Raw genomic sequence first — 11,471 nt, forward strand, 5'->3', positions numbered from 1 at the left:
CGGAGGCGGCGGACGGAGCCGGTTCTCGTATCGCTTTCCGGAACGGCCTGTCCAGGGGGGAGGATGTACGTATGCAGCCTAGGAACATGTCCATGAGCGGCGTCGTCGACCTCGCCGCCGTCAAAGCCGCCGGTGAGGCCAAGGCCAAGGCCGAGCAGGCCCGTGCCGACGCCTCCCGGCAGGGCGGCGGCGGTGCCGCGGCCCCCAGCTCCCTCGTGATCGACGTCGACGAAGCGGGCTTCGAGCGCGATGTGCTGACCCGCTCCTCCGAGGTCCCCGTCGTCATCGACTTCTGGGCCGAGTGGTGCGAGCCGTGCAAGCAGCTGGGCCCGCTCCTGGAGCGCCTGGCCGTCGAGTACAACGGCCGCTTCGTACTGGCCAAGGTCGACGTCGACGCCAACCAGATGCTGATGCAGCAGTTCGGTATCCAGGGCATTCCGGCCGTCTTCGCCGTCGTCGCCGGGCAGGCCCTCCCGCTCTTCCAGGGCGCCGCCCCCGAGGCCCAGATCCGCGAGACCCTCGACCAGTTGATCCAGGTCGGCGAGGAGCGCTTCGGTCTCACCGGAATCGTCGTCGACCCCTCCGCGCAGGGTGAGGACGCGGAAGGCCAGGCGCCGGCCGAGGTGCCCGCGGGCCCGTACGACGCCCTGCTCGAAGCCGCGGCACAGGCGCTCGACGCCAACGACTTCGGCGGCGCCGTCCAGGCGTACAGGAACGTGCTCTCCGACGACCCGGCCAACATCGAGGCCAAGCTCGGCCTGGCGCAGGCGGATCTGCTGGGCCGCGTCCAGAAGATGGACCCGCAGCAGGTGCGCAAGGACGCGGCCGAGAACCCGGACGACGTGAAGGCGCAGATCGCCGCCGCCGACCTGGACCTCGTGGGCGGTCACGTCGAGGACGCGTTCGGGCGCCTCGTGGAGACGGTCCGCCGCAACTTCGGCGACGACCGGGACGCCGCGCGGGTGCGGCTGCTGGAGCTGTTCGAGGTCATCGGACCCGACGATCCGCGGGTCGCCGCCGCGCGTGCCTCCCTCGCGCGCGTCTTGTTCTGAAGTGACAACACGGCCGTGGAGCCCTCGGGCGCCACGGCCGTTTTCGCGTCCGGGGGGATAAGACACCCCTCTGCTTTACCAAATCTTGACAAAGGTACGCGCTGTTACTCGCAGTAAATCGCGACCTGGGATCTGTCCGCTTACGGACCCCATTCTCCTCATTCCGGTGTCCGCTTGACACCACCCTGTGTGGCCGGTCGACGCCACCCCGTCGCAGCTCGGTTATCGGGCCGTTACTAGCGAGTAACGAACCCCCTTGTGTCACGGGCGCGAATGCACCACGATCGGCCGGGCTCGGTCCAATTCCGCCACCCGACCACCAGTCGGGGCCTGCGGCTCAGTTGGGTCCCCACCGGGTCGGTCGGCGGCAGTGGCGCCGACCGCGGACAGGGGGGTTCCTGCCGTTCGGCAGGGCCTGTCCGAACCGGTTGCGCAGAAGCGTGACCAGTGGTTGTCGCTCGGGGGTGATCGCCGGTGATTCGGACGCGGTACGCGCTTCCGGTCCGGGCGCTCTCCTTCCCGAGGACGTAGCACTTCTCCCATCCCAGGACGGGCACGAGCCCGACCGGAGATGTACGTCCGAGAAGGAGGAAAATTATGAGTTCCCAAGTCCGCGGTGGGACGAGATGGAAGCGTTTCGCTCTGGTCATGGTGCCGAGCGTCGTCGCGACCGCAGCAGTCGGTGTCGGCCTCGCGCAGGGCGCGCTGGCCGCTTCCTTCGCCGTGTCCGGCCAGAGCTTCAAGGTCAGCACGGACAAGCTCGTCGGTGAGAACTTCGTCCAGTACGGCAGCGTCGCTGTCGGCACGGACATCGAAGGCAAGGAGAAGCAGGCACACCCGGTCGCGGTGTCCGGCTTCAGCAAGGCCACGATCACCAACATGTGCCAGTCGGTGGTCACGCCGAACCTGCCCTTCGGTCTCGGCAGCGTCAGCCTCGAGCTGAACGCCGGTACGAACCCGGAGAAGCCGGTCGAGGCGACCAACCTCTACCTGGACGTCGCTCAGCTCGACGCGGATGCGTACTTCGAGCAGATCGACATCGGTGTGGGTGCCTCGTCGCTCGGTGCCCCCGGCATCCAGCCCGGCACCGAAGGTGCGGTCAAGGCGGGCGGCTTCGCGCAGCGCGCCAAGAAGGCCACCCTGACCAACGTGGAGCAGACGGCCTGGGCGACCACGGCCGGCACCTTCAAGCTCAGCAACCTGAGCCTGAAGCTGCACAAGGGCGTCAAGGAGTGCTTCTAAGCACTCGCCCGGGTGGCCGGAACGCTCCCTGCGGGCCTCCGGCCGCCCACCCTTTCTTTTCTCACGGCAGTACCGGTTCCAGGGAGCTGTTTTCCATGAGCCCCGAGTCCACAGGGCAGAACGAGCACCACCTCACCGTCCTCCGGCGGGGATTCCGCACCTGGCGGGGTAACCGGCCGTTCTGGGCGGGCCTGTTCACCATCGTGGGCGGTGTACCCATCGCCTACTTCCCGTACGCCGACCTGCATCTCGGCAATATGACGCTGGCGATGTCCACCACCGCCGGCGCCGGGTCCCTGATCATCGGGATTCTGCTGATGACGCTGGGTCTGACGATGTGGTTCCACCACATCGTCCGCGTGTTCGCCGGTGTCGCGGCGATCCTGCTGGCGCTGATCTCCATACCCGTCGCCAACATCGGCGGCTTCCTGATCGGCTTCCTGTTCGCCATGCTCGGCGGCGCGCTGTCCATCTCCTGGGCACCGGGCGAGCCGAAGGCGGACGAGGACCTGTTCCACAAGGGCGCTCCGCAGGAGCACCCGGGGACCGAGCCCTCCGAGGACGTGTTCCACGGGGCGGCCGTTCCCCAGCAGCAACCGGCCGGGTACGACACCACAGTTGAGGCCGACGGCGGGGGGCATCGTGCGGGGTGACGACGGACAGCCGATGAACACGGTCACCGGCGAGGACCTCCGCGAGCGGAGGGGACCGCGCCACGCGGCCCCGAAGAAGTCGCTGATGACCAAGCTCCACATACCCGCGGGCAAGAAGGCGTTCGCGCTCGCCGCGATGCCCACGGCGGTCTTCGTCGGCATGGGCCTCACGCCCAAGCTCGCGATGGCCGACGACGCCTCGGACATCCCCTTCGCCCCCGGGCCCTGTGTCACCCGCTCCGACGAACCGAGCGAGTCGCAGGAGCCGAAGGCGACGGCCACGCCGACCCCGAGCGCCACGCCGAGCGCGGACGCCACGGACAAGCCCGAGGAGCCGGAGGCGACCGAACCGGCCGCGCCGAAGCCCTCGGCGAGCTCGACCGCGCCCGCCACCACGGCGCAGGACGAGCCCGCGGCGGCGCCGACCGCGACGCCCGAGCCCACCGAGACCAAGAACCCGCTCGACCCCCTCGGGGTCGGTGACGCGCTCAAGGATCTCTTCGACGGACCGGACCAGGAGACGGCGAGCCCGTCCCCGACTCCCACCACCGAGTCGCCCGCGCCGAAGGAGACCGCCCCCACCGCTCCGGCGGACACGACCGACGAGACGGACGAGGCGAAGGACCCGGTCGACAAGACCACCGACGCCATCCGGGAAGCGGCCGGCAAGGCGGGCAAGCAGGTCGAGGAGCTCGACGAGGACATCAAGGGCCTCGACCCGGTGAAGGACGAGGACATCCCGGACGGCGCCAAGGAGCGCTTCCCGTGTCCGACCGCCGACCCCGAGGCGCTCGCCGCGGCCGACCTGGAGCAGGGCATCCCGCTGCTCCCGAACGAGCCGTGGGTCCTCGAATCGTCGCTGCTCACGCTCAACGGGCTCGACTACAAGGGCATCGTCGAGGTGAAGAGGACGGACGGCAGCATCAAGAAGGTGCTGAAGTTCACCGCGAGTTCCATCGACATCAAGGACCTCCACCAGCTGACGGTGGGACCGGCCGGCACGACCGGCCACGTCACGTCGGACGAGGGCTCCACGTCCACGATCCGCGACGGCGAGGTGACGATGTACACGCAGGAACTGAAGGGCAACCTCTTCGGCCTCATCCCGATCACCTTCAGCCCGGAGACCCCGCCGCCGCTGAACGTGCCGTTCGCCTTCTTCACCAAGGTGAAGGTGACGCAGGCCGGCCAGTTCGGGGGCTCGCTCAGGGTGCCCGGACTGCAGAACTTCTTCACGGGCGGCAACAGCTAGGGCCTCTCGTCCACAGACCCGTTCGGGAGCCGCAGGGAGCGGTGGGCCGTACCCCTCGTGGGGTGCGGCCCACCGTCATGCCCGTACGCCCCCGTTGACCTCGGCGTATCCGCAAAGTTCCGCGCATCGGCCTGAGTTGATCACTTTGCACGCCATGATCAATAAGTCGATCGGCGCCGGATCACAGCTTCATGACGAGGCGGCACGGCAAAGGGCCGGGCTTGGCGGCCCGGCCCTCGGTGATCTCGTTCGCAGGCGCGTCAGTCGCGCTCTTCGCCGCCCAGGTGGTGGACCCGGACCATGTTGGTGGTGCCGGGGACGCCGGGGGGCGAGCCGGCCGTGATGATCATCGTGTCGCCGGTGTTGTAGCGGTTCAGCTTCAGCAGCTCGGCGTCCACGAGGTCGACCATGGAGTCCGTGTTGTTCGCGTGCGGGACGATGTAGGACTCGACGCCCCAGCTCAGCGCGAGCTGGTTGCGGGTGCCCTCCTCGGTGGTGAAGGCCAGGATCGGCTGCGCGGTGCGGTAGCGGGACAACCGGCGGGCCGTGTCACCGGACTTGGTGAAGGCGACGAGGGCCTTGCCGTCCAGGAAGTCCGCGATCTCGCAGGCCGCGCGGGCGACCGAACCGCCCTGCGTGCGGGGCTTCTTGCCCGGCACCAGCGGCTGGAGGCCCTTGGAGAGGAGCTCCTCCTCGGCGGCGACGACGATCTTCGACATCGTCTTGACCGTCTCGATCGGATACGCGCCCACGCTGGACTCGGCGGACAGCATGACCGCGTCGGCCCCGTCCAGGATCGCGTTGGCGACGTCGGACGCCTCGGCGCGCGTCGGGCGCGAGTTGGTGATCATCGACTCCATCATCTGGGTCGCCACGATCACCGGCTTGGCGTTGCGGCGGCACAGCTCGATGAGGCGCTTCTGCACCATCGGGACCTTTTCGAGCGGGTACTCGACGGCCAGGTCGCCGCGGGCGACCATCACACCGTCGAAGGCGGCGACGACGCCCTCCATGTGCTCGACGGCCTGCGGCTTCTCCACCTTGGCGATGACGGGGACCCGGCGGCCCTCCTCGTCCATCACCTTGTGGACGTCCTTCACGTCCTCGGCGTCCCGCACGAAGGAGAGGGCGACCAGGTCGCAGCCCATCCGGAGGGCGAACCGCAGGTCCTCGACGTCCTTCTCGGACAGGGCCGGCACGTTCACGGCAGCACCCGGCAGGTTGATGCCCTTGTGGTCGGAGATGACACCGCCCTCGATGACGATGGTCCGGACCCGGGGGCCCTCGACCGCGACGACCTTGAGCTCGACGTTGCCGTCGTTGATCAGGATCGGGTCGCCCTTGGTGACGTCGCCGGGCAGCCCCTTGTAGGTGGTGCCGCAGATCGACTTGTCGCCGGGGACGTCCTCGGAGGTGATCGTGAACTCGTCCCCGCGGACCAGCTCGACGGGGCCCTCGGCGAACTTCGCCAGGCGGATCTTCGGTCCCTGGAGGTCGGCGAGGACACCGACCGCGTGGCCGGTCTCGGCGGCGGCCTTGCGGACCCTGTCGTATCGGCCCTGGTGCTCCTCATGGGTGCCGTGACTGAAATTGAAACGGGCCACGCTCATGCCGGCCTCGATCAGAGCGACGAGCTGCTCATGGGAGTCGACGGCGGGACCGAGGGTGCAGACGATTTTGGAACGGCGCATGAGGCGGATCCTATCGGTTTGTTTCGCTGCGGAATATTCCGTCTGGTGGAAGATACAAAGGGGCGCGGGGGTGCTCAGTTGTCGACCTGTCCGACGAGGGCGAAGGTCTGGCCGGCGATCTCCAGCTCCTCGTCCGTCGGCACCACGGCGACCGCGACCCGCGCGTAGTTCGGCGAGATCAGCCGCGGTTCGCCGGACCGCACGGCGTTGAGGTCCGCGTCCACCGCGAGCCCCAGCTCCTCCAGACCGGCGATGGCAGCCTCGCGCACCGGGGCCGAGTTCTCCCCGACACCCGCCGTGAACACCACCGCGTCCACCCGCCCGAGGACCGCCGAATAGGCGCCGATGTACTTCTTCAGCCGGTGGATGTAGATGTCGAAGGCGAGCGCGGCACGCTCGTCGCCCTCGTCGACCCGGCGGCGGATCTCCCGCATGTCGTTGTCGCCGCACAGCCCGACCAGACCGCTCTTCTTGTTCAGCAGGACATCGATCTCGTCCGCGGACATCCCCGCCACCCGCATGAGATGGAAGGTGACCGCCGGATCGATGTCTCCGGAACGCGTACCCATCACCAGCCCCTCCAAGGGGGTCAGTCCCATGGAGGTGTCCACGCACCGGCCGCCCGCCACCGCGGAGGCCGAGGCGCCGTTGCCCAGGTGCAGCACGACGAGGCTGAGCTCTTCCCGCGGCCGGCCCAGCAGCTCCGCCGTCCTGCGGGAGACGTACGCGTGCGAGGTGCCGTGGAAGCCGTAACGGCGGATCCGGTGCGCGTCCGCCGTCTCGATGTCGATCGCGTACCGCGCGGCGCTCTCCGGCATCGTCGTGTGGAACGCCGTGTCGAAGACCGCGACCTGCGGCAGGTCGGGGCGCAGCGCCTGTGCCGTACGGATGCCCGTGATGTTCGCCGGGTTGTGCAGCGGGGCCACCGGGACGAGACGCTCGATCTCCGCCAGCACCTCGTCCGTGATCACGGTGGGCTCGGTGAACCGCAGACCGCCGTGCACCACACGGTGGCCGATCGCCGCCAGTTCGGGGGAGTCCAGGCCGAGGCCGTCGGCCGCCAGTTCCTCGGCAGCCGCCTTCAGGGCCTCCTCGTGGTCCGCGATCCGGCCGGTGCGCTCCCGCGGCTCCGCGCCGCCGCCCTCCAGCAGGGTGTGCGTGAGCCGGGAGGTCTCCTCGCCGATCCGCTCGACCAGGCCGACCGCGAGCCGTGACCGGTCGCGCATGTCGAGAAGCTGGTACTTCACCGACGAGGAGCCGGAGTTGAGCACGAGGACGCGATGGGGGAGCTCGGGGGCCACGGTGGTCGTACCTTCGCCGATCGGGGTGGTCATCCGGTTCACTCCTCGCCCTGCGCCTGGATCGCGGTGATGGCCACGGTGTTGACGATGTCCTGGACGAGCGCGCCGCGGGACAGGTCGTTGACGGGCTTGCGGAGCCCCTGGAGCACCGGGCCGACGGCCACCGCTCCCGCCGAGCGCTGCACGGCCTTGTAGGTGTTGTTGCCGGTGTTGAGGTCCGGGAAGATCAGCACCGTCGCCTGGCCGGCCACCTCCGAGCCGGGCAGCTTGGTCGCCGCGACGGACGGCTCGACCGCCGCGTCGTACTGGATCGGCCCCTCGATCCGGAGGTCCGGCCGTGACGCGCGTACCCGCTCCGTCGCCTCCCGCACCTTGTCGACGTCCGCGCCCGTTCCCGAGGTGCCCGTCGAGTACGACAGCATCGCGATCCGGGGCTCCACCCCGAACCTCGCGGCGGTCGCGGCCGACTGCACGGCGATGTCCGCGAGCTGTTCCGCGTCCGGGTCCGGGTTGACCGCGCAGTCCCCGTACACCAGGACCTTGTCGGCGAGGCACATGAAGAAGACCGAGGAGACGATCGAGGCGTCCGGCTTGGTCTTGATGATCTCGAAGGCCGGGCGGATCGTCGCCGCGGTGGAGTGCACCGAGCCGGAGACCATGCCGTCGGCCAGGCCCTCCTGGACCATCAGCGTGCCGAAGTAGTTCACGTCGGACACGACGTCGTACGCGAGCTCCACCGTCACCCCGCGGTGCGCGCGCAGTTGTGCGTACCGCTCCGCGAAGGACTGGCGCAGTTCCGAGGTCTGCGGGTCGATCAGCTGGGTCCCGGCGAGGTCGATGCCGAGGTCCGCGCTCTTCTTGCGGATCACGTCGACGTCCCCGAGGAGGGTCAGATCGCAGACATCGCGCCGCAGCAGCACATCGGCGGCGCGCAGCACCCGTTCCTCGGCGCCCTCGGGCAGGACGACCCGGCGCCGCTTGGCGCGGGCCTGCTCCAGCAGGTCGTGCTCGAACATCATCGGCGTGACCCGGCCGCTGCGGGCCACGGAGATCCGGTCCAGCAGGTCGGCGGTGTCCATGTGGCGCTCGAAGAGGCCGAGCGCCATCTCCGCCTTGCGGGGCGTCGCCGCGTTCAGCTTGCCTTCGAGCGTGAAGAGTTCCGCGGCGGTGGGGAAGGAGCCGCCGGCGACCGCGACGACCGGGGTCCCCGGTGCGAGCCGCGCGGCGAGCCGCAGGATCTCCTCACCCGGCCGCTCGTCCAGCGTCAGCAGCAGCCCGGCGATGGGCGGTGTGCCCGCGCTGTGCGCGGCCAGCGCGCCGATCACCAGGTCCGCCCGGTCCCCGGGGGTGACCACCATGCAGCCCGGCGTCAGCGCGTTCAGCACGTTCGGCAGCATCGCGCCGCCGAAGACGAAGTCCAGGGCGTCCCGGGAGAGGCCCGCGTCGTCCCCGAGCAGCACCGTGGCGTCGAGCGTCGCGACGATCTGGGAGACGGTGGGCGCGGAGAGCGCCGGGTCGTCCGGCAGGACCGAACAGGGGACGGGCAGCCGCGCCGCCAGCCGCTCGGCGACCTTCTCGCGGTCCTCGGGCGCCACCCGGTTCACGACCATGGCGAGGACGTCGCAGCCGAGCCCCGCGTAGGCGCGGTAGGCGTTGCGCGTCTCGGCCCGTACGGACTCGGCGGGCTGGCCCTTGCCGCCGACCACCGCGATCACCGAGGCGCCGAACTCGTTGGCCAGGCGTGCGTTGAGCGCCAGCTCGTCCGGGAGCTGGGTGGCGGAGAAGTCGGAGCCGAGGACCAGGACCACTTCGTACGCGCGGGCCACCTGGTGGAAGCGCTCGACGAGCCGTGACACGAGTTCGTCGGTACCCTGCTCCGCCTGGACCGCGGACGCCTCGTGGTAGTCGAGGCCGTATACGGTCTCCGGGCTCTGGGTGAGCCGGTAGCGCGCCCGCAGCAGCTCGAACAGCCGGTCGGGGCTGTCGTGCACGAGCGGGCGGAAGACTCCGACCCGGTCCACCTGACGCGTCAGTAGCTCCATGACTCCCAGGTCGACGACCTGGCGGCCGTCCCCCCGGTCGATTCCCGTCACGTACACGCTGCGCGCCACGCGTGCTCTCCCGTCCTGATCGGCTGGTTCAACCGGTTGGGGTGGTGATATTCCGAAAGGGGTGTCATTGGCTTGCATTGCTCTTGACGATACCTGCGGGGACGGCGCGGGCGCCCGCCGGAGATGCCTCTCCGGAGGCCGTTCCCGGGCCGTTCGCCAGCGGATGTCCGCCAGGTCCCCGGGACCGCTTCGGGGGTCTCCCGGCTGCGGGCCGCCCGGTTCCGTGTCCTTCCCGCGTGCCGTCCGGTTCTTCCGCTGGAGCAGCCGAGAGCGCGGGGTCCGGGCCCGGCGTGGGACAATCGCCGTGGCTCACGGTACGGGGATCTCTTCGAGGAGCCCCCCGAATGCACGGCACTAACGAGCAGGAGACACAGCACGATGCGCATCGGAATTCTCACCGCAGGCGGCGACTGCCCTGGCCTGAACGCAGTGATCCGGTCGGTCGTGCACCGCGCCGTGGTGGGTCACGGCGATGAAGTCATCGGCTTCGAGGACGGGTTCAAGGGGCTGCTCGACGGCCACTTCCGGCCGCTCGATCTCAACGCCGTCAGCGGCATCCTGGCACGCGGGGGCACCATCCTCGGTTCGGCCCGCCTGGAGCGCGACCGGCTGCGGGAAGCCGCCGAGAACTGCGACGAGCTGAGCCGTCGTTACGGCATCGACGCGCTCATCCCGATCGGCGGCGAGGGCACCCTGACCGCCGCCCGGATGCTGTCGGACGCCGGCATGCCCGTCGTCGGTGTCCCCAAGACCATCGACAACGACATCTCCGCCACCGACCGGACCTTCGGCTTCGACACCGCGGTGGGCGTCGCCACCGAAGCCATAGACCGCCTCAAGACGACCGCCGAATCGCACCAGCGGGTCATGGTCGTCGAGGTGATGGGCCGGCACGCGGGCTGGATCGCGCTGGAGTCCGGCATGGCCGGCGGCGCGCACGGCATCTGTCTGCCCGAGCGGCCGTTCCAGGTCGACGACCTGGTCAAGATGGTCGAGGAGCGCTTCGCGCGCGGCAAGAAGTTCGCCGTGATCTGTGTCGCCGAGGGCGCGCACCCGGCCGAGGGCTCCATGCCGTACGCGAAGGGCGAGATCGACCAGTTCGGGCACGAGCGCTTCGCCGGGATCGGCAACCGGCTCGCCATCGAGCTGGAGAGGCGGCTCGGCAAGGAGGCCCGGCCGGTCATCCTCGGGCATGTGCAGCGCGGCGGCACACCGACCGCGTACGACCGGGTGCTCGCGACGCGCTTCGGCTGGAACGCGGTGGAGGCGACGCACCGGGGCGAGTTCGGCAGGATGACGGCGCTGCGGGGCAACGAGATCGCCATGGTCCCGCTCGCCGACGCGGTCACCCGGCTGAAGACCGTACCGGCGGACCGGATGTACGAGGCCGAGTCGGTCTTCTGATCCGGGGTCACCGCCCCGGAACGACGTGCGGCCCGGTGACGCCGGAGCCGTACGCCGCTACACGCCCGCCGTGCGCCAGAAGTGCTCGACGACCCGGGCCAGGAAGGCGCGGCCCGAGTCGCCCGTCGCCCCGGCGCGCTGCGTGTCGGCGCCGTTCCAGCTCAGGGTGGACACCATCAGCGACTGGTAGTCGGTGTGCAACTGCTCCAGTACGTCCTGGATGAGGCCGCGGTCCAGCGGTACGAGCTTCGCCACCGGGCGTACGTACGCCTGCCAGCGCGTCGTGACCGCGCTGTTCAGCAGCTCCGCCAGCTCCTCGTTCCGCCCGCTCGCGGTCAGGAACTGCGCCGCCGTCAGCTCCAGTTCCTCGCACAGTGCCGCGGACTGCCGCTCGTTGCCGCGCCAGCGGCCCGACTCCTCCATCCGCTGGTACGCGGCGCCGCTCAGCCCCGTCCGCGCGGCCAGCTCGTCCACCGAGAGGCCCTGGGTCAGCCGGTGCTCCCGCAAGGTGGAGGCGGCGGAGAGCAGCTCGCCCGGCGCGCACCACAGCACACCGGCGAGCGCCGTCAGCTCGCGGTCGGTCGGCGTCGCCGTACCGCGCTCCCAGGCGACCACCGTCTCCGGCGGAAGCCGGAGGCCGTACTGGGCGGCGAGACCGTAGGCGACATGACCGGGCGCCATCCCCAGAGCCTCGCGAAGTCGGCGCGCGGCGGGGGCGTTGAAGGGCGGAGTGGGGTGCACGGCCCCACGGTAGGAGCCCGCGGA

General features: G+C 70.1%; 9 protein-coding genes. 5 read left to right on the plus strand and 4 right to left on the minus strand.

Translation table 11 applies throughout. From position 1 onward, the window contains the following. Window positions 1-71 precede the first annotated feature (71 nt). The 4 genes from OG230_RS24910 to OG230_RS24925 all read left to right on the plus strand — a co-directional run bounded on the left by OG230_RS24910 (window position 72) and on the right by OG230_RS24925 (window position 4,199). On the plus strand, window positions 72-1,052 hold the full coding sequence (locus tag OG230_RS24910) for a tetratricopeptide repeat protein (RefSeq protein ID WP_328905950.1): 981 nt from the start codon (window positions 72-74) through the stop codon (window positions 1,050-1,052). A 597-nt stretch (window positions 1,053-1,649) separates the two neighbouring features. Then, window positions 1,650-2,294: a DUF6230 family protein gene (locus OG230_RS24915; protein WP_328905951.1), complete on the plus strand. Its 645-nt coding sequence runs from the start codon at window positions 1,650-1,652 to the stop codon at window positions 2,292-2,294. A gap of 95 nt (window positions 2,295-2,389) precedes the next feature. Beyond that, entirely contained in the window at window positions 2,390-2,947 is a 558-nt protein-coding gene (locus OG230_RS24920; RefSeq protein WP_328905952.1) for a DUF6114 domain-containing protein, read from the plus strand. Next, a complete protein-coding gene (locus tag OG230_RS24925; RefSeq protein ID WP_328905953.1) occupies window positions 2,937-4,199 on the plus strand; it encodes a hypothetical protein in 1,263 nt (420 codons plus the stop codon). The genes OG230_RS24920 and OG230_RS24925 overlap by 11 nt, the downstream gene beginning before the upstream one ends. Window positions 4,200-4,459: 260 nt before the next feature. On the opposite strand, the gene pyk is transcribed toward OG230_RS24925, so the two are convergent. The 3 genes from pyk to pta form a co-directional block, all read right to left on the minus strand. Next, window positions 4,460-5,890, minus strand: coding sequence for a pyruvate kinase (gene pyk / locus OG230_RS24930; RefSeq protein WP_328905954.1), 1,431 nt, complete (start codon window positions 5,888-5,890; stop codon window positions 4,460-4,462). 74 nt (window positions 5,891-5,964) lie between these two features. After that, entirely contained in the window at window positions 5,965-7,224 is a 1,260-nt protein-coding gene (locus tag OG230_RS24935) for an acetate kinase (RefSeq protein WP_328905955.1), read from the minus strand. A 5-nt stretch (window positions 7,225-7,229) separates the two neighbouring features. After that, window positions 7,230-9,302: a phosphate acetyltransferase gene (pta, locus tag OG230_RS24940; RefSeq protein ID WP_328905956.1), complete on the minus strand. Its 2,073-nt coding sequence runs from the start codon at window positions 9,300-9,302 to the stop codon at window positions 7,230-7,232. A 378-nt stretch (window positions 9,303-9,680) separates the two neighbouring features. Between pta and OG230_RS24945 the strand changes: the two genes are divergently transcribed. Then, window positions 9,681-10,706 (plus strand): ATP-dependent 6-phosphofructokinase, encoded by a 1,026-nt coding sequence (locus tag OG230_RS24945; protein WP_328905957.1) that lies wholly within the window; start codon window positions 9,681-9,683, stop codon window positions 10,704-10,706. 57 nt (window positions 10,707-10,763) lie between these two features. Here OG230_RS24945 and OG230_RS24950 read toward each other — a convergent pair whose 3' ends face one another. Then, on the minus strand, window positions 10,764-11,387 hold the full coding sequence (locus OG230_RS24950) for a helix-turn-helix domain-containing protein (protein ID WP_328911519.1): 624 nt from the start codon (window positions 11,385-11,387) through the stop codon (window positions 10,764-10,766). Between the last annotated feature and the right edge of the window lie 84 nt (window positions 11,388-11,471).

The sequence above is a fragment of the Streptomyces sp. NBC_00234 genome (assembly GCF_036195325.1).
Lineage (GTDB): Bacteria > Actinomycetota > Actinomycetes > Streptomycetales > Streptomycetaceae > Streptomyces.

Bases quoted from the DNA above. Each gene is read 5' to 3' on its own strand.
- OG230_RS24950 (WP_328911519.1), bottom strand. From the start codon at position 11,387: ATGGCGCCCGGTCATGTCGCCTACGGTCTCGCCGCCCAGTACGGCCTC.
- OG230_RS24915 (WP_328905951.1), top strand. From the start codon at position 1,650: ATGAGTTCCCAAGTCCGCGGTGGGACGAGATGGAAGCGTTTCGCTCTG.
- OG230_RS24945 (WP_328905957.1), top strand. From the start codon at position 9,681: ATGCGCATCGGAATTCTCACCGCAGGCGGCGACTGCCCTGGCCTGAAC.
- pyk (WP_328905954.1), bottom strand. From the start codon at position 5,890: ATGCGCCGTTCCAAAATCGTCTGCACCCTCGGTCCCGCCGTCGACTCC.
- OG230_RS24935 (WP_328905955.1), bottom strand. From the start codon at position 7,224: ATGACCACCCCGATCGGCGAAGGTACGACCACCGTGGCCCCCGAGCTC.
- OG230_RS24910 (WP_328905950.1), top strand. From the start codon at position 72: ATGCAGCCTAGGAACATGTCCATGAGCGGCGTCGTCGACCTCGCCGCC.
- OG230_RS24920 (WP_328905952.1), top strand. From the start codon at position 2,390: ATGAGCCCCGAGTCCACAGGGCAGAACGAGCACCACCTCACCGTCCTC.